Origin of the sequence: Micromonospora sp. NPDC050784 (assembly GCF_044456765.1) — a bacterium.
In the GTDB taxonomy this organism is placed as follows: domain Bacteria; phylum Actinomycetota; class Actinomycetes; order Mycobacteriales; family Micromonosporaceae; genus Micromonospora; species Micromonospora foliorum.
This window is the reverse complement of sequence record NZ_JBITGG010000023.1, coordinates 67842-90929: the sequence shown is the minus strand read 5'-3', so window position 1 is coordinate 90929 and position 23088 is coordinate 67842. Positions and strand designations below refer to the sequence as shown.

Below are 23088 nucleotides of genomic sequence, written 5' to 3'. Positions count from 1 at the left end.
GTCCCGCGCCACATTCTGACGCAAACCTCTTGATCACCGCCGGGCCGGCCGGCCGGCTCGCAGGCGGCCGAGGGCTTTGGGTGGTCAGTCTGGGGCGGCGACGGCGCGCGCCGCGGCCGGGTCGAGGGTCGCGCCGGCGGGCACCAGGCTGACCAACCCGGCCGGCAGCCGTACCGGCCGCACGTCGCGGTAGCCGAGCATCGGGAGCACCTCCCGGTCGGCCAGCACGTACCGTCGGCCCAGGTCGGTGACGACGGAGACCGCGCCGCCGGTCGCGCCCGGCGCCGCCGCGGCCTCGACCACCGCCCCGCGGCCCGGCTCCACCACCACGTGGTCGGCCAGCACCGCGCCGCCGGTCGGCGCGGTGCGGGGCACGGCCGTCAGGTCCCGCAGCGGTACGCCCCAGCGCACCTCGCCAACCCCGCCGTCGTCGCCGATGCGGGTGCAGAGCGCTCCGCCGTCGCCGGCCGCGAGCCGGGGCGGGGTCGGTGGCGGGGCGTTCGGACCGGTCGGGGCGAGATCGGGCACCGTGGGCAGCGCGGCGAACCGGCCCAACGTCATCGGCACCGGCTCGACCTGCCCGGTGCGGGCCAGCAACAGCCCCGCCTGCAACTCGGTGATGCCGGCCAGACCGGCGTCGAGCGCCACCGCGTACTGCCGGCCGCCACCGGAGTTGCTCACCAGGTAGACCGTGCCGATCGCGGCACCCGGCACCCGGGTGGCGGGCCGGCCCAGCGCGGGCAGGTCGAGCGGGGCGAGGTCGGGCCCGGCGGGCAACGAGTTGAGCAGTGCCGGCGCCACCGGAACCGCCTGGGCCCGGGTGGTGGCGAGCGCCGCCAGCACCCTGCTGGGATCACGGACGAGGTAGCGGTGCTGGTGCCAGACCAGGTGCAGCCCACCGTCGGGGTGGCGCAGCAGCAGCGCGTCGTCGCCCAGCGGCCGGCCGCCCTCGGGCTCGGTGCCGATCAGCAGCGCGGAGCGGGGCGCCTCGACGCCCGCACCGGCCGGGACCGTCGAGCAGACCGTCCACGCCGTGGTGGCCAGCCGGCCTGGGGCGGGCAGTGAGTCGGGTGCGTCGGCGATGCCCAACGGCAGCCCGCGCGGCACCCCGTCGATCGTGCGTCGGGACACCAGCACGGTCTTCGACCGGTCCGCGCCGACGATGAGCAGCGCCGAGGCGTAGTTGAGCACCGGGTGCAGCTTCTGCTCGCGGTAGACGAACCGGGCCCCGGACTCCTTCTCCACGATCACCGCGCCGGGGTCGCGCCACCCCTTGCCGCCGCCGGCGAACAGGCCGTAGAGGGCGAAACCACCGAGCCCGATGGCCGCCACCAGGACGCTGGCCAGGCCGGCTCCGGCCAGCCGTCGAAACGGCGACTGCGCGGGGTCGGTCTCCCGCATGACCAGGGCGGCGACTGCCCGCTGGACGCTGAACTGGTAGGAGTGCAGCTGGTCCTGCCGCGACGGCATGAGGTCCCTCCGGTGGATCGGCCGGGCACAGGATATGCGCTGCGTCAATGTCCCGTGGACCCTGCGTGGCCGCCCGTCGCGGGGCGACCGGTACCATCCGTGGACGAATCCGGCGGCGAGAGGGCACCCGTGGGCGCGCGTTTCGAAGAGCTGGCCTGGCGGGAGACTCCGATCGGCGCGATCAGCCTGCGCCGACGCCGGGACCCGGCACTCCAGGTCGAGGTGTACGAGGTCAAGCTCGACGACGAGTACCTGATGTCCAGCCTCTTCCCGGTCGCGGAGATCGAGCTGGCCCGGCTCGGGCTCGTCGAGGTGGCCGGTGACTCGCTCGACGTGGTGGTGGGCGGTCTCGGGCTGGGCTACACCGCCTGCGCGGCACTGGGCGACCCCCGGGTGCGCTCCCTGTTCGTGGTGGAGGCGATCGAGGACGTGATCGACTGGCACCGGCGGGGGTTGCTGCCGTTCGCGGCAGGGCTCGCCGAGGATCCGCGGACCCGCTTCGTGCAGGCCGACTTCTTCGCGGCGGTCGCCGGTGACACCGGTTTCGACAGCGAGGTGCCGGGTCGGCGGTTCGACGCCGTGCTGCTCGACGTCGACCACTCCCCGCGCAACGTCCTGCACCCGAGCCACGCGGCGTTCTATCCGCCGGCCGGGTTGCGTCGCCTGGCCGCCCTGCTGCGCCCCGAGGGCGTCTTCGCGCTCTGGTCGGACGACCCACCGGACGCCGACTTCACCGACGCGCTCAGCGAGGTGTTCGCGGGCGTACGCGCGCACGTCGTGCCGTTCGCCAATCCGCTCACCGGCGGGGAGTCGGCCAACACCGTCTACGTGGCGCGCACCGGCCCCTGATCGACTCCGGTACGCCGCTGGCGCATGGTGTCGGCCGGACGGGGAACGAGAAGCCGGGCCGGCCGCACCAGGCGCGGCCGGTTACGGGAGGTCGACATGCGTGCACTGCTCTGGGTTGTCGGCGTGGTCGCCGGTGTGCTGATCCTGCTCGGATTGATCCTCGAGGCGGTCCGCTGGCTGATCATCATCGGTCTGATCGCGCTGGTGATCGTGATCATCCTGGGCGTCGTCAAGGGGCGGCAGGCCATGAGCCACCAGTCTCGCCGACGGTGACACACGGCGAACCGCTCAGAACCAGTCCGCGCGCATGTCGAGGGTCGTCCGATCCCGGCTCTCCAGCAGGTCGAACTGCGGGCCGGTTCGGGGCAACTCGACAGTGAAGAAGTAGCGTGCGGCCTGCCGCTTACCGGCGTGGAACGCGTCGCCGGCCCCCTCCGGCGGCAGCGCCAGCACCTGCTCCAGCCATATCCACGCGATCACCACGTGCCCGGCGGCCTCCAGGTAGGCGCTGGCGTTGGCCAGTGCGAGCACCGGGTCGCCGTCGGCCCAGAGTCGACGGGTGACCGTGGTGACCCGGTCCACCGCGGCGGCCAGCCGGTCCGCCAGCTCGGCCGCCTCTCCCCCGGCCTTCCGGGCCCGCTCGACCGTGTCACCGATCGTCGCGGTCAGCAGGGCCAGACCGGCCCCGCCCTGCATGGTCATCTTGCGCCCCAGCAGGTCCAGTGCCTGGATGCCGTGGGTGCCCTCGTGGATCGGGTTGAGCCGGTTGTCCCGGTAGTGCTGCTCCACGTCGTGGTCGCGGGTGTAGCCGGCGCCTCCGAGCACCTGGATCGCCAGGTCGTTGGCGGTGAGGCACCACTGCGACGGCCAACTCTTGGTGATCGGGGTGAGGACGTCCAGCAGCAGGTGCGCGCGCTCGCGGTCGGCCTCGGCCGGGGCGGTCTTCTGTTCGTCGAGCAGCCGCGCGCAGTAGAGCACCAGCGCCAGCGCCCCCTCCACGTAGCTCTTCTGTGCCAGCAGCATCCGTCGTACGTCGGGGTGGTCGATGATCGGCACCTGCGCGGCGGCCGGGTCCTTCGCGCCGACCGGCCGCCCCTGCGGCCTCTCCTTCGCGTACGCCAGGCTCTTGAGGTAGCCGGTGTAACCCAGCGCGGTGGCACCCGCCCCAACCCCGATCCGGGCCTCGTTCATCATGTGGAACATCTGCGCCAGACCCTGGTGCGGCGGGCCGACCAGGTGGCCGACCGCTCCGGCGCGGCCGGCGGGGGTGTGTGCGCCGTCGCCGAAGCTGAGCAGGGTGTTGGTGGTGCCCCGGAAGCCCATCTTGTGGTTGAGCCCGACCAACACCACGTCGTTGCGCTCGCCGAGCGACCCGTCCGGGCCGACCAGCACCTTCGGCACGATGAACAGCGAGATGCCCTTGACCCCGGGCGGTGCGCCGGGGATGCGGGCCAACACCAGGTGGACGATGTTCTCGGCCAACTCGTGGTCGCCGCCGGAGATCCACATCTTGGTGCCGAAGAGCCGGTACGTGCCGTCCGCCTGCGGCTCGGCGCGGGTGGTGATGTCGGCCAGTGAGCTGCCGGCGTGCGGCTCGGACAGACACATGGTGCCGAAGAACCGGCCGTCCAGCATGGGCCGGACGTAGGTGTCCACCTGCTCGGGGCTGCCGTGCGCCAGCAGCAGGTTGGCGTTGCCCAGGGTGAGGAACGGGTACGCCGAGGTGGCCACGTTGGCGGCCTGGAACCAGGTGAAGCAGGCCGCCGCGACCGCGTGCGGCAGTTGCAGGCCACCGACCGTGGCGTCCAGCCCGGCGGTGAGCAGGCCCGTCTCGGCGAAGCTGTCCAAAGCCGCGCGGACCTGCGGGATCAGCCGCACCCGCTGCCCGTCGAAGGTCGGCTCGGCGAGGTCGGCGGCCCGGTTGTGCGGGGCGAACTGTTCGGTGGCCACCCGCTCGGCGAGATCAAGGGCGTCGTCGAAGGTCTCCCGGGAGTGCTCGGCGTAGCGGGGACGCTCGACGAGTTCGGACACCCGCAGCCACTCGTGCAGCAGGAAGTCGAGGTCACGGCGGGAGAGCAGGGTGGACGGCACGGCACTCCTCAGCGGGCACGGGGGCGGGTCGGGCCGGGGCGACGGCCCACGGTCGCCCCGGCCCATCCTGGCCGATCGACCGGGCACGCACCACCGGCCCGGGTGGGGTTCGACGAGCGGAACTTGTCACACCGACCGATTAGCGTCGTTGCCCGTGACCGCACCCGGAGATGTCCCGCCCGAGGTTCTCGACCGGCTGCGGCCGATCTGTCTCGGGCTGCCGGAGACCTACGAGGAGCCCGCCTGGGTGGGCATCCGCTGGCGGATCCGCAAGCGGACGATCGCCCACGTGCTCACCGTCGACCCTGATCGCCAGCCGGTCCACGCCCGGGCCGCCGCACTCGATGAGCCCGCCTGCCTGCTGACCTTCCGGTCGCCACTCGACGAGATCGCCGGGCTCCTCGCCACGGGGCACCCCTTCTACAAACCGGACTGGAGTCCGAACGTGATGGGCATGGTCCTGGACGGGAACACTGACTGGGAGGAGGTGGGTGAGTTGCTCACCGAGAGCTACTGCGTGATGGCCCCGAAGCGGCTCGCCGCCCAGGTCGGCCCTCCGGCACCGCCGACCGGCTGAGCACCGAGGGCGCCCTGCCACCGGCTGAGCGCCGGCGGTGGGCTGCGACCGGCGGTTTCGGCCGGCACGCTCCGGGGATACCGCACCGGATGGCCGGAGCCGTCGTCACCGGCTGGAGCCGAGGCGCCGCCGGGCGGGTGAGGAGCGGGTCGATGTCGGCGCTGCCCACCGAGGAGGATCCCCGGTTGACGCCGGTGCTCCAGGAGGACCGGGTGTGCACGGGGGTGACCACCCTGCGCGGGCGGGTGTTCCTGAGCTACCCGTCGGCGGATGGGCCCGGCGTGCAGGTGGTCGAGGCGCTGCCGGACGGCCGTCGTGTGCCGTACCCCGATGCCGCGTGGAACCGCGCTGACCAGCCACCGGACGGGGCGTTCGTGCACGTCAACGGGTTGCGCGCGGGCCCGGACGGCCGGTTGTGGATCGTCGATTCCGGCGCGCCAGGGATCGGCGGCGCGCAGGTGCCGGGCGGCGCCCGGCTGATCGCGGTCGACCCGGACGGCGACCGCGTGGAGCGGGTCTACCACCTCGACGAGGCGGTGCACCCGGACAGCTACGTCGACGACGTCCGGTTCAACGGCCGGGTGGCGTACCTCAGCGACGCCGGAGCGGCCGGCCTCATCGTGCTCGACCTCGACTCGGGTCGGTCGCGACGGGTGCTCGACGGGCACCCGAGCACGGCGGGCGGCCCGGTGGTCGCCGACGGTCGCGCGCTGCGTGACCCGGACGGTGCCGAGGTACGCCTGCACGTCGACCAGTTGGAGGTGTCGCCGGACGGTCGCTGGCTCTACTACCAGCCGGCCTCCGGCGGGATGTCCCGGATCGCCACCCGCTGGTTGGACGATCCGTCGGTGTCCGCCGACGAGATGGCCCGGAGGGTCCAACGGTGGTGTGACACACCCAGCACCGGCGGCACGGCCATCGACGCCACCGGCGCCATCTACCTCAGCGACCTGGAACGGCATCGCGTCCTCGTCCTCGCACCCGACCGCAGCGTGCGGACGCTCGTCGCCGACCCCCGGCTGGCCTGGGTGGACGCGATGTGGCTGGACGCCGATGCCCGGCTCTGGATGCCGGCGGCCCAACTGCACCTGACCGCCGGGCTCAACGGCGGGCACTCGGCCGTCGAATACCCGGTCCAGATCTACCGGATGCCTGTCGAGGCCGGGCCGCCCGCACGGGACCACGCCTGAGTGTCTGGCCAGGCAGCGCTGGTGCGCCGGCGGCCGTCGAGCGGCACCCCCGGATCCTCGATATCCTGGCCGGCATGCACCGGAGCCGCGTGTACGCGCTTCTGATCGACGCTCCCGAGGCGGAGGCCGCCCGGGCGGCGGAGTTCTGGTCGGCGGCGCTCGGCGTCAGCACCCGGTCCGATCCTTCCGAGCCGCAGTTCGTGGGTCTGCACGAGGCGTTGCCGGGGCTGGTCACCGCGGTCCAGGCGGTCGACGACACGCCGCGCTTCCACCTCGACATCGAGACCGACGACGTGCCAGCCGAGACCGCACGGTTGCTGGCTCTGGGTGCCACCGAGGTGTCGCAGTGGCTGGAGTGCCGGATCCTGCGGGCGCCCGGTGGCCACCTGCTCTGCGTGCTTCCGGTGGCGAGTCCACCGGAGGTGTTCGCGGCCGAGGCCCGCACCTGGCCGTGACCCGCCGACCTGTCGCAGGTCGGCGTTAGGCTCCCGGCCATGGCTGAATTCGTGTTGGTGGTGGGGGCGTGGCTGGGGTCGTCGGCATGGGACGAGGTGGTCCCACCACTGCGGGCGGCCGGCCACGGCACTCACCCGCTGACCCTCTCCGGCCTAGCCGACAGGCGGGAGGCGCCCGCCGGGCAGCAGACCCACGTGCAGGACATCGTCGACGAGGTCGAGCGCCGCGACCTGCGCGACGTGGTGCTGGTCGGGCACAGCTACGCGGGCATTCCGGTGGGTCAGGCCGCCGAGCGGATCGGCGACCGGTTGACCCGGGTGGTCTTCGTGGACTCCGAGGTGCCGGTCGACGGTGGGTCGTTCGCCTCCGGTTGGTGGCAGGGCCAGGCGGCCTTCGAGGCGCAGATCGCCGACAACAACGGATTCTGGGCTCCGCTCGGCGCGGCCGACTTCGACGGTCAGGGTCTCACCGACGAGCAGATCGCGCGCCTGGTCGACGGTTCCACTCCGCACCCGGGCGCCACGCTGACCGAGCCGGCCGTGTTGAGCCGACCGCTGGGTGAGCTGCCGGCGACGTACGTCAAGTGCCTGCTCGACGGGCCTGAGCCCAACGACACCGTGGCCAAACTGCTGACCAGCGACCACTGGCGACTGGTCACGATGGCCACCGGCCACTGGCCGATGTTCTCCCAGCCCGCCGAGCTGGCCCGGCTCCTGTTGGCCGAGGCCGCCTAACCCGCGCCGCCTAACCCGCGCCGCCTAACCCGCGCCGCCTGGCCCGCGCCGGCTGGGGCCGCGCCCGCCTGGGCCAACGCGGACCGATCTGCTGACGGGGCAGCCGCGCGGTCAGTCCAACGAGCGGATACCTCAGTGGCATATTTATGACTCAGAGGTATGTGGCTCGTTCGGCTGGGTGCCGCCCACCGCGGCACGACCACGCGCCGCCGCAGCCCTCAGGCCCCGTCGAGGGTCTGGATGTGGCGCACCGGTGACGCCAGCAGCCACAGCACGGCGAGCACACCACCGAGGCCGGCGATGACCAGGGTGGGCCGCAGCCCGATGGTGGTGCCCAACGCACCGCCGAACAGCGCGCCGAGCGGTCGGATGCCGTAGTTGACGGCGCTGTAGGCACCGGCCCGGCGCCCTCGCGCGTCGTCGGGTGTCACGGCGGTGAGGAGGGCGTTGAGGTTCACGTCCATCAGCATCACCCCGACGCTGGAGACCATCTCGATGGCCGCCAGCATGGCCACCTTCGTCCACGTCGGTCCGGACACCAGCGCGGTCAGCGCCAGCGGTGCGGGGAAGACCACCGCGCCGATCATGGCGGTGGGGCCCAGACCGATGGCGCGCGAGATCCGCGGTGCGAGCGCCGCACCCGCGAACCCGCCGAGCGCGCCGAACCCGAGGGCGATGCCGATCGCGCCGGCCGACAGGTCGAGTTCGCGGCTGGCGTAGAGCACCAGCAGCGCGCTGGCGATGAAGGTGAAGAAGTTGACCGTGCTGGTGCAGCCGAGGGCGGCCCGCAGCACCGGGTGCCGCAGCACCAGCACGAGCCCTTCGCGGACCAGGCCCAGAGTGGACGTCCGACGCGGTGGGGGCGGCGACTCAATCACCGGGATGCGGCTGAGCAGCAGCGCGGAGCCGAGGAACGAGACCGCGTCGACGACGATCGCGACCGGCGCGCTGAGCGCCTGGACCAGCCCACCGCCGACGGCCGGGCCGGCGATGAAGGACACCGACCGGCTCATGCTCAGCTTGCTGGTCGCGTCCACGTACGCCGATCGTGGCACCAGGGCGACGAAGAACGCCTGACGCGCCATGGCGAACAGCACCGCACCGAAGCCGGTGAGCAGTGCCACCAGGTAGAGATGGGTGAGGGTGATCGCGTCGAACAGGTAGGCCACCGGCAGGCTGAGCAGCACCGCGGCGCGGATCAGGTCCGCGATGATCAGGAGTCGCCGCTTGTGGGTGCGCTGGTCCACCCAGGCACCCAGGAACAGGCCCAGCAGGTTGGGCAGCCAGATCAACGCGGTGAGGACGCTGACCTGCACGGGTGTGGCGGCGAGCAGGGTGACGGCGATCAGCGGTAGGGCCAGCTCGCTGATCCGATCGCCGAACTGGGAGATCGTCTCGCCGATCCAGAAGGTGCGGAACCGCCGGTCGCGGTGCAGGGCCGGCGGGGGCGCGGTGTCGGTGGCGGTCACGGTGTCGGTGGGGGCGTCGGTGGCGGTCACGACGCGGCCGGGTCGTCGCCGGGCTCGGGCAGCAGGTAGCGCAGCATCCGGACGATCCGCGCGTCGGCCGGCGACGCGTCGTCCTCCTTGCGCCGCACGTACGGGGCGAGCAGCTCCTCGATCGCGGCCTCCAGCTGGTGCAGCTCCTCGGGGGTGGCCACAAACCGGGTGTCGGCCACGCCGGCCACCCCGCGCCACTGCGCGTCCAGCCGGGGTTCGTCGTGCAGCAGCCACTGCTGCGGCGCCTCGGCGGCCCGGGCGAACATCTCACCGCGGAGCTGACGGCCGGCGGCCTGCCCCTCGGCATCGTCGGGCAACGCGAAGCGGAAGCCCCGGGCGGCCGCCTGCCACCAGCGCTCCCGCTTGCTGGCGGTGCCCTCCGCGTCGACGACCAGGCCGAACGTCGCGAGGTGCCGCAGGTGCCAGCTGACCACCGACGGGGTGGCGCCGACGTGCGGCGAGAGGCCCGTGGCGGTGGACGGGCCGTGCCGTTGGAGGCGGTCGAGAATGGCCAGCCGGACCGGGTGGGCCAGCGCTCGCAGCGCCTGCGGCTCGGTGATCTCGAAATCCCCGTACGGATTCTTGAGAGACATGTCTCGAGAGTAGTCTCTCAGATCCGAGCGCGGCAACCCCGAGCCGCCGCGGCGGTGCCGGGCCGATCAGGCGATGCCCAGCCGCGCCAACGGCTCGACCAGTTCCCGCTCCTCGTAGCTGAGGTGCGACAGGAGCGCGTCGGTCAGCAGGTCCACCGCGGCCCGCAGCTCGGCGAGGCCGTCCGGAGACCCGACGTACGCGACCAGCGCCCGGTCGACACCCTCCAGCACGTCGTGGATGACGTGGTGCTCCTGCTCCAGCCGGTCGACCACCGGGCCGAGTCGCGGGTCGCGCGCCCGCAACCGGGGGAAGAACGACTGGTCCTCGATGGTGTGGTGGGTGGTGACGATGCGGCAGTACGACTCGCAGTAGACGCCGAGCGTCCACCGGTTCTGCCGCATGGTCATCGTGTTGATGTGGGACCGGGCCGCGCCCGCGTCGATCTCTCCGGCCGCCACCTGCTCGATCAGGTCGTGGATCTGGGCGAGCTCGGCGCGCAGACCGTCGTGGATCTGCACGAGGTGCGCGCCGGTTGCCTGCTCCTGCGGGGTGTAGGTGCGCTCCGGGTCGGGTGCGGGCCCGGTCGGCCGGGTCGACTCGTCCCACACCTGCTGCCCGCTTCGCCGTACGCCGTCGTCGGGGGTCGGCACCACGGCGAACGCGCCGCCGGTCGTGGTGGCGCGGCTCGCCCGGGCCGGCGGCGCAGCGACCGGCTCCGGCGTACGCTCCCGGGCCGGCTGGGCCGGCGTACGCTCCTGGGCCGGCTGGGCCGGCTGGGCCGGCTGGGCCGGCTGGGCCGGCTGGGCCGGCTGGGCCGGCTGGGCCGGCTGGGCCGGCTGGGCCGGCTGGGCCGGCGTTGGAGCCGCACTCCGGTCACGTTCGGCCGCGACCAGCTCGCGGACGGCGGGGGCCACCTCGCCGGCGAACCGGCGCAGGTCGTCAGGGTCGTCGCTGCCGAGGATGAAGGTGCCGACGCCCTCCCCCAGTGCCAGCTCGGCCAACTCCTCGGCCCACTGCGCGGCGGGACCGTGCAACGGGCCGCGCCCCACGGCCGAGAACTGTCCGGAGATGTTGAGCAGCCGACGCACGTCCTGCGCGGACCGGCCGGCCTGCTGCGCGGCCTCGTCGATGATCGCGTTGCCCTTGGTCAGGTCGCCGGGCTGAAGGTAGCCCAGCGTGGGCAGCCAGCCGTCGGCCCGACGACCGGTGAGCTGGAGCATCCGGGGCTTGTACGCACCCAGCCAGATCGGCACCGGGTGGGCCGGCGCGGGCCCACGCTTGGCACCCACCACCCGGTAGAACTCGCCGTCGACCCGCACGCCGCCGCGCGTCTCGACGTCCCAGAGCTGACGGACGACCTCGATGGCCTCCTCCAGCGCTCGTACGCCCTGGCCGGGGGTCAGCCGCCGGCCTCCCATGGCCTCGATAGCGTCCCAGAACGCCCCCGCTCCGAGGCCGAGGCCGACCCGGCCACCACTGAGCAGGTCCAGGCTGGCCACACTGCGGGCGAGCACCGCCGGCGGGCGCAGCGGCAGGTTCGTCACGTTCGCCGCCAGGTGCACCCGGCTGGTGCGGGCCGCCACGAAGCTGAGCAGCGTCCAGGTGTCGAGGAACGCCGGCTGGTACGGGTGATCCTGGAAGGTGACCAGGTCCAGCCCGACCTGTTCGGCCAGGACGGCGACGCGGACCGTGCGGTCCGGATTGCCAGCGCTGGGCGTGACGAAGGATCCGAAAACCAGGTCGTGGCCGTAGTCGCTCATCTGCGAGCCTCCCGATTCCCCCGACGCCTCGGGCGATGCGTCGTGACCTTAACCTTATGCCACACAGAACATCTTCTGCCAACAAGGTCTGGCTCGCTGCGGTATTGTCGGGGGATGACGGGTGCCCCTCACCGGCCGGACCGGCCCGATCCGCTCGACGACGATCTGGGCTGGATGCTCGGGATCGTCTTCCGCGGCTACGTCCGGGCGGCCGAGCACGCGCTCACCGACTTCCCCGGTGGTCCGCGCGGCTACCAACTTCTCACCGCGGCGGTCAACGGGCCGGCCCGAAACCAGGGCGCGATCGCCGAGGAGATCGGCATCGACCGCACCGTCCTCACGTACCTGATCGACGACCTGGAGCGGCCCGGCTTCGTCACCCGGCGCGCGGACCCGGCCGACCGGCGCAACCGGCTGGTCGAGGTCACCGACGCCGGCCGTGCCGCCTGGGAGCAGCGGCGGTTGGCGCTGCGGCAGGTCGAGTCGCACCTGCTGGGGGCGCTCACACCAGCCGAGTCGGCGACGGTGCGGTCACTGCTGCAGAAGGTCGCCTGCTCGGCCCAGGCGGCGGACCCGCTGCGCGACCTCTGCGAGGTGGTGACGCAGGCGCAGGCCGACCCTCCGGCGCCCGCTGCGCGTCGGACCGCCGCCCCGGCGGTGCGGAGCGGTCGCACCGCCACCCCCCGAGCCCGCCGCCGCAGGCCCGACTGACTCACGAACAGCGTGGTGCAGGCCCGCCCCGCACCACCCGACGTCGTCCGTCGAGCGGTGCCGGACGGGCCCGCGATGTCGCTACCGTGCCCGGTCAGCGCACGTGCACGAACACCGGGTTCGAGTAGAACCACAGGTCGTCCCACGGGCTCTCCAGCCCGTCGGCGAGCGGCTCGGCCTCGTCGGTGCTGGTGCCACGCACCCGCGCGTAGGTGTCCGCCTCGACGTTGCGCAGGGTGTGCCGGATGACGTAGCTGTCGCCCTGCCGACGCCAGTCCCGCGGGCCGAACCGGGCCGCCACCTTGGTGGTGGGGTTGGTGTCGGCGTCCAGGCTGGCGCTCGGGCCGGTGATCTGGCCGACGATCAGGTCGACCCGGCGGACCTCGGGCCGGTCGCCGTTCGCGTTCAGCCCACCCAGCGGGCGGAAGGTGATCTCGATCTCGACATCGGTACGGCTACGACGGCTCACCGTGATCGTCTCGCCCACCTCGGCGGTCCTGCCCTGCGACGTGGCGGTGACGTCGAGGCTGCGGATCAGGTCACCGGTGGTGACCCAGATCCGGCCGTTGCGCAGACCGTCCATGATGTCGCCGTAGTCCTGGCGGGCGTGCACGTACGTCTTGCTGTACTCGCCGGGCCAGAAGTCGGAGCCACCGCGGGTCCAGTGCACGTGCGAGTCCGAGGTCGCGGTGATCCACCAGCGCCGGCCCTCGCCGAGCAGCGAGTCCCACAGGCCGCCGACCCGAGCGGTCATCTGGTCGAAGCCGCCGTAGGTGGGGTGGTTGCCGTACCCGCCCCGCTTGCCACCGTTGAGCGGACCGGCCTGGTGGCCCGGCGCGCCCTCGAAGCCGATGTAGACGTCCGGCGCGGCGTTGTTGCCGTTGCGGAACTCGCGCGGGGTGTCCTGACCGTAGACGCCGAGACCGGGCGCCGAACGGGACGCGTGGTGGGCGATCACCAGCGGCTTGTGCGGCATGCCCCGGGCGACCTTGAGGAACTCCACCATCTTGGCCTCGGTGTCGCGGGCCGGATCGGTGGGGAACGCGTCGTACTTGGCGAACCGGCTCTCCAGCTCGAACAGCTGCTTCGCCTCGTCGTCGTGACGCGGGATCATCAGCGTGTGGTGGTCCAGCGAGGGCGCGTCGAACTCCATGCCCCAGAACTGGAGCACCTCGGGGACCAGCTTGCGGGAACGCAGCAGGTCGGGGTACGCCTGCTCGATGTTCACCTTCGAGTGGGTCGGACCACCGTGGTCGGTGCACATCGCCCAGGTCAGGCCGAAGTTCTTCGCCATGATGGCGTTGGTGACGATCGGGTAGACCGCGTCCGCGCCCTTGTGGAAGACGATCGGGGACTTCGTGGTGTCGAACTCGCCGCTGTACTCGGAGTGGATGTGGTGGTCGCCCGCACGCCACGCCCGGTTCCTGGAGTTACCCCGGTCGGTCTTGTCCTCGTCACCCGGCCGGCGGTCCTCGGCCCACGCCGCTCCGGCGCCGACCAGTGGGCTGGCCGCGGCCAGTGTCGCGCCGACGCCCGCGTACTTGACCAGCTTGCGCCGGGACAGCTGCGCGTGCTCGGTCTCTTCGGGATGCTTGTCTCTCACCTGAGAGCCTCTCCTCGATCAAGCGAATGCTCTTTCGATCAAGGAGCCTCGGAGAGGGCGGTGAACGCCCGCCGTACGCAGCGGGTGCTCCCGATGAACACCCTGCTCCGACCGGCAGGGAGTGCCGGGCGGGCAGCAGGGGGTCACGCCGCGACCACCCAGTGTCCAGTCGGATCAGATCCGGGCGCGCGGCAGCCAGCCCAGGAATCGGAGCCGGACCCGAGGCAGCGGCAGCGTGGGCAGGTCCTGGGCGGCGGCGACGAGGCAGGAGCCGAGATAGACCGCGAGGGAGGCCCGCGCACCGCCGAACTCGGCGAGCAACTGGCTCTGCTTGGTGGCGCAGGGCCACTCGCGGCCGCATCCGGTGCAGGTCCAGCTCGGTGGGTTGGGGAGGTGCTCCGGCAGCTTGGCGCGACGGTACCGACCGACGACGCTGTTGTCCGAGCGAACGTCGCGCCGCCGTGCGGCGGGGCCCTCGTTGCGGCGGGCCACCGGACGGGCACCGGGCAGGTAGCGCCCGACGGTGCCGAAGAGCACCCCGACGCGGATCAGGACGTCCGGCCCCACGTGCTGAGCCAGCAACGCGGTCATCAGGTAGTGCCCCAGCAGGTCGAAGGCGTCCCGGTTCAGGCCCAGGTCGCGGCACAGGTCGACGAAGTCCGGCGTGGTCAGCGGGACCCGGTCGTCGAGTGCGCGGCGCAGCACCTCACGCAGCCCGCCACCGAGCCTCTCCAGCGCGTCGCCCTCACCCAGACCCAGGCTGTCCTCGTCCGCCACCCGGGCCAGTGCCTCGGCCACGGCCAGCCGAACGACGCGGTCAGGATCGGTACTGTCCAACGCTTCCCCCCTCCGTGGGTCGGCCTCCCGGCAGTGACCCGGTCGTCCTCCGACGAATCATGAACAAGATTTCGCTGTCGCCCGCGAGGGTGGCTAGGACAGCAGACGTAGAACCATTCGGCGCGTTAGCCGGAAAACGAAGTCGAGCTGCCGACACATCGCAGTGATTCACCGGACGACACGTCGGTGATTGTCGTATGGTGACATTCCCATCTACAGATATTGCGTCCCCGAGTCACCGAATGGTCGGGGCAGATCCGACGCCCGCAACCGGTCGCTGCCGTCCCGCTCGCGACGTTCCACCTTCACCGCACCGCCGGCCAAACGACGTGCCGGGTCACCGCCGAGTACCCCGGCACGTCCCGATCCTGCCGTCGGCACCCGTTCCCACGACCCGGCGGCACCTCCACCGGACGGAGACAGCGGATGACGTCATCGCCAGTGCAGACCCACCAGTTCGACAGCCGTGACCCGGCGGCCATCCAGGAATTCCTGTCCGCCACGTACGACCCGAAGCTGCGCATTCAGAGCAGGAACGGATACCGACTCACCCACCACCGGGTCGACACCGGTCCCTTCGCCATCGCGACCACCCGCCAGACCGGGCACCTGGAGATCGATGCCAGCACTCTCGGCGGGCTGGTCATCGGTCGCTCCCGCACCGCGCACGTCGATCGCTCCTGTGCCGGATCGGCCCACCGGTTCGGTCCCGGCGAGGTCTTCCTCGTCACCCGGCCGGAGGAGCCGTGCGCCGTCCGCTGGCACCCCGGCGAGGTGGAGCTCTGCGTACTGGACCTGTCGGTGCTGGCACAGGTGGCCACCACCGCGCCGGCCCGCCGACCCGGTCGAATCGAGTTCACCGAGTTGGGCGCCGCCGGTACGGCCCTCGCCCGGCAGTGGCGCAACACCACCAGCTTCGTCCGCGACGTCGTGTTGGACAGCCCGGCCGCCGGGGCGCAGTCGCTGGTGATCGGCAACGCCGCCCGGATGCTGGCCGCGGCGGCGCTGGCGGTCTTTCCCAACACCGCGTTCACCGAACCGACCGCCGCGGACCGGAACGACGCCACCACCGCCACGCTGCGACGGGCGATCGCGTTTCTGGAGGAGCACGCCGACCGGGACATCAGCGCGGCCGACATCGCCGGCGCCGCCGGTGTCTCCCTCCGGGCGGTGCAACTCGCCTTCCGTCGTCACCTCGGCACCACCCCCATGGCCTACCTGCGTCGGATCCGGCTCGTCCGGGCACACCACGACCTGGTACGCGCCGACCCGCGCCAGGAGACGGTCTCGGCGATCGCCAGTCGGTGGGGGTTTGCCAGCCACAGCAGGTTCACCGCGCGATACCACGCCAGTTACGGTGTGCCGCCGCGCGAGACGCTGAACACCTGAGGCAGGTCGCGCAGGACGCCAACCAGGGCTGGCGGCGACTCACGTTCGTCGGGACGGGCCGGAGCTAGCCTCGGTCGCGCTCGTGGCTGTCGCGGGCGGTCTGCACCTCGGGCACCGAGGCCTCCAGCAGATCGGCGAGGCCCCGCAGTTGCTCGGCGACCCGGGCGCCGAGGGGGGTTAGCGAGTATTCGACCCGCGGTGGGATCGCGGTGAGCACCTCGCGGGTGAGCATCCCGTCGCGTTCCAGGGTCTGCAGGGTCTGGGAGAGCATCCGCTCGCTGACCCCGTCGATGCGGCGCCGCAGCGCGTTGAACCGGTAGCGGCCCTCGCCGAGCGCCAACAGAGCCAGCGAGGCCCACTTCGAGGTGACGTCCTCGAAGGCCGCACGGGAGGTGCACCCCCGGGCGAAGACATCGGTGACGAATTCCTGGGTAGGCCCCGCCGGATCCTGGGCCGGCATGTCGCTCACCTCACCAGCCTATCCCATACTGCTGATCGGTTAGTGCTGTAGATTAGTAAGTGCTTACTGATCTGCGACTACCTCCGGAGGTTCCCATGCCCACCTATGCCGTCACCGGCGCCACCGGCCGACTCGGCCGCCTGGTGATCGAGCAACTGCTCGACAGCGGCGTACCCGCCGCCGAGATCGCCGCCGTCGTCCGCAGCCCAGAGAAGGCCGCCGACCTGGCCGCGCGGGGGGTCGAGATCCGCAAGGCCAACTACGACGACCCGTCGACGCTGCCCGGCGCGGTGGCCGGCGTACGCCGCCTGCTGCTCATCTCCGGCGACGCTCCCGGTCAGCGCGTCGCGCAGCACACCGCCGTCATCGACGCCGCCAAGCTCGCCGGTGTCGAGCGTCTCGTCTACACCAGCATCCTGAAGGCCGACACCACCGCGAACCCGCTCGCCCCGGAGCACAAGGCCACCGAGGAGATCCTCGCCGCGTCCGGTCTGACCTACACCGTCCTGCGCAACAGCTGGTACACCGAGAACTACACCGACCAGCTGCCGCAGTACCTGGGGTCCGGCACGATCCTCGGCGCCACCGGCGGCAGCAAGATCTCCGCCGCGACCCGGGCCGACTACGCGGGGGCCGCCGTGGCGGCCCTGACCCGCGAGGAGGACGGCAATGCCGTCTACGAACTGGGCGGCACCGCGTTCACCTTCGACGAGCTGGCCGAGGCCGTCACCGAGGTGACCGGCACCCCAGTCGTCCACAAGGACATGTCCGCCGCCGAGCTGGCCTCGGCCCTGGAGAACGTCGGCCTGGACGCGGGCACCGCCGGTTTCGTGGCCGCGCTCGACCACTCGATCGCCAAGGGCGAGCTGGCGACCGACAGCGACGACCTCAGCCGACTGCTCGGCCGGCCGAGCACCCCGCTGCGCGACGCCATCCGGGCCGCACGGGCCTGACCAGAGTCATCGCCGAAGCGGGCGGCGGGGCGGCGGCCGCCGCCGCCCGCCACGCGGTGAAGCTGGACCCGTATCCTCGACGACATGGTGAGGCACGTCGACGACCAGCTCTCCCGGCCCACCGGGCCTCCACGTCGACACCCCGCGTGGTCCGACCTGGACATTGTGGCGTCGGCCCGGTGAGCGGCGATTTCGTCGTCCGCGCCGCCGTAGCGCAGGACGACCCCGAGCAGGTCTTCGACGTGCTGTGGCAGCTCGCTCCCGACGACGCACGGCCGGACGCCGGCCGGCTGGCCACCGCCTGGCGCGACCTGCACGCGCAGGCTGGCCGCCGCCTCCTGGTGGCCGTCGCCGGGGACACCTTCGTGGGCACCCTGGACACTCTCGTCGCCCCGAACCTCACCCACGGCGCGCGACCGTACATGGTGGTGGAGAACGTGGTGGTCGCGCCCGGCTGGCGCCGTCGCGGGGTCGCCCGGGCCCTCATGCTGGCGGCTCTCGACGACGCGACGGCGGCCGGTTGCTACAAGGTCCAGCTGGTGTCGAACGCCGCGCGCACCGAAGCCCACCAGTTCTACGCGTCCGTCGGCTTCGCCCAGTCCGCTGTGGGTTACCGCCGATACCTCACCACCGCGACGTGACACCGGAGGCGGGCGCGAGCATCCCGGCAGCCGCCGTCGGCGAGCCGGCGGAGTTCGCCGACGTCCGCCCGCTCCGCTACCCCGGGCCGGTCAGTCGGCCTCGGTCGGCGACGCGAGCAGCAGACCCGTCAGCAGACTGCGCAGGGTCCGCTCGACGAGGTCCGCCCGGGGCGCCGGCCCGGAGGGCTGACTGAACGCCGCGACAAGGTGCGGGTACGCCGCGAGGTCCAGTCCGGCGAAGCTGAACGCCCCGGCGGCGGACTCGCGGCGGGCGAAGAGGCTCACCACGCCGGTCATCATCGCGATGGCCTCGAACTTGGCGGACACGGGGCAGCGCACAGGCTTCAGGATCCGGATGCAGTTGTCGAACCAGGCCAGGCTCTCGGGGCCGATGCCGGAGGGCCGGTGGATCACGTCGAGCAGCCACGGGTGGGCGCCGAACAGCGCCAACTGCCGGCGGCCCAACAGCACCATCGTGTCCAGCCAATCGCCCTCCACCTGCGGGTACGGGCGCAGCTCCCCCACGGCCCGGTCGGTCATCAGGTCCAGCAGGTCGTCGCGGGAGGACAGGTAGCGGTAGAGAGAACCGGCGCCGGTGCCGAGCGAGGCGGCCACCGCGCGCATCGACACCGCGCCCAGCCCGTCGGTGTCGGCCAGTGCGATGGCGGCCACGACGATGGCGTCCCGACTGTGCGCCGGAGCGGGGCCGCGACTGCCGCGTTCGGGCCTGCTCCAGATCGGCTGCCGGTCGGAGCCGCCACTCGCGGATGTGTCACTCACTGATCTACTGTAAACTGCAAACGGCGTTCGCTGTTTAGACTCGGCGTCGGAAGGATGCCGCCGGCACCCAGCGAACGAGTCACGCTGCACGGATGGCACGGTCGCCCAGCGTCATTGATCTTGGCTAGTCTGGTGGACATGCCCGCACACCATCCGCACCGCCACGACGACGGCCGGAGGTGGGCCCCCACCGCGGCGCGCCTGATCGAGCCGGCCGACTGGTGAGTGGCGCACACGTGCCCGCCCAGCGCGGTGGGCCGCCCGCACCAGCGCAACCGCACCGCTCGGGTTGGACCGACCGTTGCGACCGGCTCGCCCGGTCCCGCCCCTTCGAGATCGCCATCGTCGTGGTCATCCTCGCCAACGGCATCGTCCTCGGCCTGGAGACGTACGACGACCTGAGCCCGGCGGGCAGCGCGCTGCACGGGCTGGAACTGTTCTTCCGGGCCGTCTTCGTCGTCGAGATCGCCGTCCGGCTGGCGGCGTACGGCAGGCGCCCACAGGACTTCTTCCGACACGGCTGGAACGTCTTCGACTTCGTGGTGATCGCGGCGATCTTCATCCCGGGCCTGCACGGCGACCCGGCGTTGCTGCGGGTCGTGCGGGTCGCCCGCATGGTCCGTCTGGTGCGGTTCTCGCCGGGTCTGCGGACCATCGTCTCCGCGCTGTGGCGCAGCCTGCCGGGCGTCACCGGGTTCCTCGCCCTGGCCGTGGTCACGCTCTACGTGTACGGCATGGCCGGCTGGCTGATCTTCGGAAACCGGTATCCGGAGGAGTACGGCGACATCGGCCGGTCGCTGCTGACGCTGTTCGTGCTGCTGTCGCTGGAGACGCTGCCGGACCTCATCGAGCAGGGCATGGCAATCTCACCGTGGACGCTGCTGTACTACGTCAGCTACGTGGTCATCACCGTCAACCTGCTGCTCAACATCCTCATCGCGGTCATCGTGAACTCCATGGAGGAGGCCCGCCGGCTGGAGATGACCGAGCGACTGGCTCCCGGGTACGACGAGGACGGCGACGGTGTACCTGACGAGGTGGACCGGATCGCGCTCACCCAACGGCTGGACGACCTGCGGGCGGTCATCACCGAGTTGGAACGTGAGCTGCGCATCGACCGGGACGACGGGCACGGCCGACCCCACCGGGACGACGCCCGCGCCAGACGGTGATCGGACGCTCGCGCTGCGTCTTCGGGTTCGGATAGTGTCGACGGCGGTCCCATCGGCCTCCCTGAAGGGGTAACGGCATGACGGCCAGTGTCGACAATGACCAGACCACCACCGATCCCACGGACACGCTCGGCACGGTGATCGACGAGGTGATCCGCCCGCAGGCGCCCATCGTCGACCGGGATGGGGCCTTCCCCCGTCCGGGTGTCGACGCTCTCGCCGCAGCCGGCCTGCTCGGCCTGGCCTCCTCGACCGAGGTCGGTGGCGGCGGCCACGGCATGCGGACGGTCGCCGAGGTCATCGAGCGGCTGGCCGCCGAGTGCGGGTCCACCGCGATGGTGGTGCTCATGCACTACGCGGCGACCGCCGTCATCGAGGCGCACGGCCCGCGCGACGTCCGCGCGGCCATCGCCGCCGGCGACCACCTCACCACGTTGGCCTTCTCCGAGTACGGCTCGCGCAGCCACTTCTGGTCGCCGACCGGCACCGCGACGGCCGCCGACGACGACACCGTCCGCCTCGACGCCCGTAAGAGCTGGGTCACCTCGGCCGGGGAGGCCAACAGCTACGTCTGGTCGAGCCTTCCGCTGACCCGCGACGCCGGCCCGATGACGCTGTGGCTGGTGCCGGCCGACAGCGCGGGCCTGAGCGTGACCGGCGACTTCGACGGGCTGGGGCTGCGCGGCAACGGCTCTCGCCCGATGACCGCCGACGGGCTCCGGGTTTCGCCGGCGGCGAGGATGGCTGCCGACGGGGCCGGGCTCGACACCGCGCTCGGCGTGGTCCTGCCCTGGTTCCTGGTGCTCAACACCGCCTTCTGCCTCGGTCTCGCCGACAGCGCGGTGGCCGAGGCCGGCCGACATCTCACCCGGACCACCCTCGCGCACACCGGCGCCGCCCTGCGCGACGCGCCCGTCACCCGACGCGACCTCGCCCGCCTGATGATCCGCACCGACGCGCTGCGGGCCTTCCTGGGCGACACGCTGACCGCACTGGAGACCGGCCGCGACGACGCGACGCTGCGGGTGCTCCAGGTCAAGGCGCTCGCCGGCGAGACCGTCGCCGACGTGACCGACGGCGCGATGCAGCTCTGCGGCGGCAGCGCCTTCCGCAAGGAGTTGGGCCTTGAGCGCCGTTTCCGGGACGCCCGCGCGGCCCGGGTGATGGCACCCACCACCGACGCGCTGCACGACTTCGTCGGTCGGGTCGCCACCGGCCTGCCGCTGCTCGACCAGGCCAACCGCTGATGCCCGCGCCAACCGTCCTGCTGGGCGCGGTCGCGTACGACCCGAAGGTGGTGACCATCTGGGAGGGTTTCCGCGCCTGGCTGCGCGGCCGGGGCCTGGACTTCGACTTCGTCCTCTACTCGCACTACGAGCGACAGGTCGAGGATCTCGTCGCCGGGCGGATCGACGCGGCCTGGAACTCTCCCCTGGCCTGGCTGCGGGCCGAGCGGCTGGCGGCCGCCAACGGCACGACCGTCCGCGCGCTCACCATGCGCGACACCGACCAGGACCTCACCTCGGTCGTGGTGGTTCGCGCGGGCTCGCCGGTGCGCCAGCTCGCCGACCTCGCTGGGCGGGTGGTCGCCGTCGGGGCGGTCGACAGTCCACAGGCGACGCTGATTCCGCTGGGTCACCTCGCCGCGGCCGGGGTGACTGTCGACGTACGCCGCTTCGACGTGGGAGTCGGCCTGCACGGCGACCACATCGGCGGCGAGCGGGACGCGGCCCGCGCCCTGGTGGCCGGGGAGGTCGACGCCGCCTGCATGATCGATGCCAACCATCTGGCGTTCGTTCAGGAGGGCACGTTACCGCCCGAGGGCACCCGGATCGTGGCGCAGACCGCACGCTACGACCACTGCAACATGACGGTCCGCGCGCCGGAGCCCGACGGGGTCCGGCTCCTCGGCACACTGCTGCTCAGCATGTCGTACGCCGATCCGCTGGTGCGTCCGCTGCTCGACCTGGAGGGCCTGACGGCCTGGCGGGAGGGCCGCACCACGGGGTACGCCGCCCTCGCCGAGGCGGTCGACGCCAGCGGCTTCTACTCCCCCGACGGGCGGGTGACGGCCACGGACTACCGGCCGTGAACGCGACACCTGTCGCCGAGGTCGACCTGGGTGACCTGGGTTTCGGCCGGGGTGCGCACCTGCTCGTGCAGCGCGCCCTGGCCGGGTTGCCGCCCGGCGGCCGATTGGCGGTCTCCGGCCGCGACCCGGCGCTGCGCGTACACCTGCCCGCCTGGTGTCGTGGCCGTGGCCATCTGGTCGAATGGCCGGACCGGGGCGACCGGGGCGACCGGGGCGACCCGGTGGCGGTGGTGGTCCGTGGGTCGGCGGATGACGACCGCTGGTTCGGCGCCGAGCGGGCCGGGCCGGCCCTGCCCTCGGCGCTCAGCAGCCGTCCACCGGCGCGGTGGGGGCTCGGCGCCCGGGGCGCGCTCCTCGAAGCCGGTGGTCCGGAGGCCCGGTTCGACCTGAACGACCGCGACCTGGTCTGGGCCGACATCGCCCCCCACCTGTACGCGCAGGCCGCCGCCCGACAGTGGGACCCGCAGGCCGCGGTGCCGTGGGACGACCCGTTCGCGCTGCCGACCGACGTCGAGGCCGCGGTCGTGCAGGTGATGACCTATCTGGTCGAGAACGAGCAGGCCGCCCTCGTCGTGCCGGCCCGGTTCGTGGGGCGCATCCACCCGCACTTCCGGGAGGTGGTGCAGCTTCTCGCCGTGCAGATGGCCGACGAGGCCCGGCACATGGAGGTCTTCAGCCGGCGGGCACTGCTGCGGGGCGCCGAGCTGGGAACGTCATCCGCCGGCGGTCGGCAGTCGCTGTTCACGCTCGTCGCGGAGTCGGACTTCGCGTTGGCGTCGTTCCTGCTCTCCGTGCTCGGCGAGGGCAGCTTCGTCGATCTGCTCTCGTTCCTGCACGAGAACGCCCCGGACCCGGTGACGCGCCGGATCTGTTGGCTCGCCATGCAGGACGAGCGCCGGCACGTGGTGTTCGGCATGGCACACCTGGAGCACCAGGCGCAGCTGGATCCGCTGCTGCGGGACCGACTACGGGCGGCCATCCACCGCCGCCACGACGCGCTTGCCGACACCGCGGGGCTCAACGCGGACGTCTTCGACGCGCTGGTGGTGCTCGCGGCGGGTGGTTGGCATCCGGACGACGTGTCCGCCGGCTTCGACCGGGTGCGGGCTCTGCAACACGCGATGGACCAGGGCCGTCAGCGCCGTCTCGTCCGACTGGGTTTCCGGCCCGACGAGGCGGCGGCGCTCTCCGCCCTGCACACCCGCAACTTCATGTAGGGGCGCAGTACGG

Annotated in this window: 23 protein-coding genes; 14 read left to right on the top strand and 9 right to left on the bottom strand. The window is 72.3% G+C overall.

The window, feature by feature from the left end; translation table 11 throughout:
* Nucleotides 1-84 precede the first annotated feature (84 nt).
* Nucleotides 85-1470: a type VII secretion protein EccB gene (gene eccB / locus ACIBD9_RS26725; RefSeq protein ID WP_396721804.1), complete on the bottom strand. Its 1386-nt coding sequence runs from the start codon at nt 1468-1470 to the stop codon at nt 85-87.
* A 129-nt stretch (nt 1471-1599) separates the two neighbouring features.
* On the opposite strand from eccB, the gene ACIBD9_RS26720 reads away from it, so the two are divergent.
* Together ACIBD9_RS26720 and ACIBD9_RS26715 are read left to right on the top strand one after the other, a co-directional pair.
* On the top strand, nt 1600-2319 hold the full coding sequence (locus ACIBD9_RS26720; protein ID WP_396721802.1) for a spermidine synthase: 720 nt from the start codon (nt 1600-1602) through the stop codon (nt 2317-2319).
* A 96-nt stretch (nt 2320-2415) separates the two neighbouring features.
* Nucleotides 2416-2592 carry a hypothetical protein gene (locus ACIBD9_RS26715; RefSeq protein WP_198041500.1) on the top strand — a complete coding sequence of 59 codons (177 nt, stop codon included), beginning with the start codon at nt 2416-2418 and terminating at the stop codon, nt 2590-2592.
* Between the two features lie 15 nt (nt 2593-2607).
* On the opposite strand, the gene ACIBD9_RS26710 is transcribed toward ACIBD9_RS26715, so the two are convergent.
* Entirely contained in the window at nt 2608-4410 is a 1803-nt protein-coding gene (locus tag ACIBD9_RS26710) for an acyl-CoA dehydrogenase (protein ID WP_396721800.1), read from the bottom strand.
* A 154-nt stretch (nt 4411-4564) separates the two neighbouring features.
* Here ACIBD9_RS26710 and ACIBD9_RS26705 point away from each other — a divergent pair, with 154 nt between their 5' ends.
* The 4 genes from ACIBD9_RS26705 (at nt 4565) to ACIBD9_RS26690 (ending at nt 7367) form a co-directional block, all read left to right on the top strand.
* Complete coding sequence (locus ACIBD9_RS26705) at nt 4565-4987, top strand: MmcQ/YjbR family DNA-binding protein (protein ID WP_387170321.1); 423 nt, start codon at nt 4565-4567, stop codon at nt 4985-4987.
* Between the two features lie 152 nt (nt 4988-5139).
* Nucleotides 5140-6177 carry an SMP-30/gluconolactonase/LRE family protein gene (locus tag ACIBD9_RS26700; protein ID WP_396721799.1) on the top strand — a complete coding sequence of 346 codons (1038 nt, stop codon included), beginning with the start codon at nt 5140-5142 and terminating at the stop codon, nt 6175-6177.
* A 74-nt stretch (nt 6178-6251) separates the two neighbouring features.
* Complete coding sequence (locus ACIBD9_RS26695) at nt 6252-6632, top strand: VOC family protein (RefSeq protein ID WP_238659389.1); 381 nt, start codon at nt 6252-6254, stop codon at nt 6630-6632.
* 39 nt (nt 6633-6671) lie between these two features.
* Nucleotides 6672-7367 carry an alpha/beta fold hydrolase gene (locus ACIBD9_RS26690; protein WP_396721797.1) on the top strand — a complete coding sequence of 232 codons (696 nt, stop codon included), beginning with the start codon at nt 6672-6674 and terminating at the stop codon, nt 7365-7367.
* Nucleotides 7368-7585: 218 nt separating this feature from the next.
* Here the strand turns inward: ACIBD9_RS26690 and ACIBD9_RS26685 are convergent, their stop codons facing one another.
* The 3 genes from ACIBD9_RS26685 to ACIBD9_RS26675 form a co-directional block, all read right to left on the bottom strand.
* On the bottom strand, nt 7586-8866 hold the full coding sequence (locus tag ACIBD9_RS26685) for an MFS transporter (protein WP_396721795.1): 1281 nt from the start codon (nt 8864-8866) through the stop codon (nt 7586-7588).
* The gene (locus tag ACIBD9_RS26680) at nt 8863-9459 is read right to left on the bottom strand and encodes an ArsR/SmtB family transcription factor (protein ID WP_387170331.1); all 597 of its coding nucleotides are present in this window, start codon (nt 9457-9459) and stop codon (nt 8863-8865) included. The genes ACIBD9_RS26685 and ACIBD9_RS26680 overlap by 4 nt, the downstream gene beginning before the upstream one ends.
* Before the next feature lie 66 nt (nt 9460-9525).
* A complete protein-coding gene (locus ACIBD9_RS26675) occupies nt 9526-11220 on the bottom strand; it encodes an LLM class flavin-dependent oxidoreductase (protein WP_396721793.1) in 1695 nt (564 codons plus the stop codon).
* A 114-nt stretch (nt 11221-11334) separates the two neighbouring features.
* Between ACIBD9_RS26675 and ACIBD9_RS26670 the strand changes: the two genes are divergently transcribed.
* Entirely contained in the window at nt 11335-11931 is a 597-nt protein-coding gene (locus tag ACIBD9_RS26670; protein WP_396721792.1) for a MarR family winged helix-turn-helix transcriptional regulator, read from the top strand.
* Between the two features lie 94 nt (nt 11932-12025).
* Here the strand turns inward: ACIBD9_RS26670 and ACIBD9_RS26665 are convergent, their stop codons facing one another.
* Both ACIBD9_RS26665 and ACIBD9_RS26660 read right to left on the bottom strand, forming a co-directional pair.
* Nucleotides 12026-13534, bottom strand: a complete 1509-nt coding sequence (locus ACIBD9_RS26665; protein WP_396721790.1) for a phosphoesterase — start codon at nt 13532-13534, stop codon at nt 12026-12028.
* 174 nt (nt 13535-13708) lie between these two features.
* The gene (locus ACIBD9_RS26660) at nt 13709-14371 is read right to left on the bottom strand and encodes a hypothetical protein (protein ID WP_396721789.1); all 663 of its coding nucleotides are present in this window, start codon (nt 14369-14371) and stop codon (nt 13709-13711) included.
* Nucleotides 14372-14797: 426 nt separating this feature from the next.
* Here ACIBD9_RS26660 and ACIBD9_RS26655 point away from each other — a divergent pair, with 426 nt between their 5' ends.
* On the top strand, nt 14798-15760 hold the full coding sequence (locus ACIBD9_RS26655; RefSeq protein ID WP_396721788.1) for a helix-turn-helix transcriptional regulator: 963 nt from the start codon (nt 14798-14800) through the stop codon (nt 15758-15760).
* A 64-nt stretch (nt 15761-15824) separates the two neighbouring features.
* On the opposite strand, the gene ACIBD9_RS26650 is transcribed toward ACIBD9_RS26655, so the two are convergent.
* Nucleotides 15825-16220 (bottom strand): winged helix-turn-helix transcriptional regulator, encoded by a 396-nt coding sequence (locus ACIBD9_RS26650; RefSeq protein WP_396721849.1) that lies wholly within the window; start codon nt 16218-16220, stop codon nt 15825-15827.
* A 95-nt stretch (nt 16221-16315) separates the two neighbouring features.
* On the opposite strand from ACIBD9_RS26650, the gene ACIBD9_RS26645 reads away from it, so the two are divergent.
* Both ACIBD9_RS26645 and ACIBD9_RS26640 read left to right on the top strand, forming a co-directional pair.
* Nucleotides 16316-17173, top strand: coding sequence for an SDR family oxidoreductase (locus ACIBD9_RS26645; protein ID WP_396721786.1), 858 nt, complete (start codon nt 16316-16318; stop codon nt 17171-17173).
* Nucleotides 17174-17352: 179 nt separating this feature from the next.
* On the top strand, nt 17353-17814 hold the full coding sequence (locus ACIBD9_RS26640) for a GNAT family N-acetyltransferase (RefSeq protein WP_396721784.1): 462 nt from the start codon (nt 17353-17355) through the stop codon (nt 17812-17814).
* A 90-nt stretch (nt 17815-17904) separates the two neighbouring features.
* Here ACIBD9_RS26640 and ACIBD9_RS26635 read toward each other — a convergent pair whose 3' ends face one another.
* Entirely contained in the window at nt 17905-18594 is a 690-nt protein-coding gene (locus ACIBD9_RS26635) for a TetR/AcrR family transcriptional regulator (RefSeq protein WP_396721782.1), read from the bottom strand.
* A gap of 221 nt (nt 18595-18815) precedes the next feature.
* On the opposite strand from ACIBD9_RS26635, the gene ACIBD9_RS26630 reads away from it, so the two are divergent.
* The 4 genes from ACIBD9_RS26630 (at nt 18816) to ACIBD9_RS26615 (ending at nt 23075) form a co-directional block, all read left to right on the top strand.
* Nucleotides 18816-19766, top strand: a complete 951-nt coding sequence (locus tag ACIBD9_RS26630) for an ion transporter (RefSeq protein WP_396721781.1) — start codon at nt 18816-18818, stop codon at nt 19764-19766.
* A gap of 77 nt (nt 19767-19843) precedes the next feature.
* Entirely contained in the window at nt 19844-21013 is a 1170-nt protein-coding gene (locus tag ACIBD9_RS26625) for an acyl-CoA dehydrogenase family protein (protein ID WP_396721780.1), read from the top strand.
* On the top strand, nt 21013-21858 hold the full coding sequence (locus ACIBD9_RS26620; RefSeq protein WP_396721778.1) for a phosphate/phosphite/phosphonate ABC transporter substrate-binding protein: 846 nt from the start codon (nt 21013-21015) through the stop codon (nt 21856-21858). Before ACIBD9_RS26625 ends, ACIBD9_RS26620 begins: the two co-directional genes overlap by 1 nt.
* Nucleotides 21855-23075, top strand: a complete 1221-nt coding sequence (locus ACIBD9_RS26615; RefSeq protein ID WP_396721777.1) for a ferritin-like domain-containing protein — start codon at nt 21855-21857, stop codon at nt 23073-23075. The genes ACIBD9_RS26620 and ACIBD9_RS26615 overlap by 4 nt, the downstream gene beginning before the upstream one ends.
* Nucleotides 23076-23088: the final 13 nt, after the last annotated feature.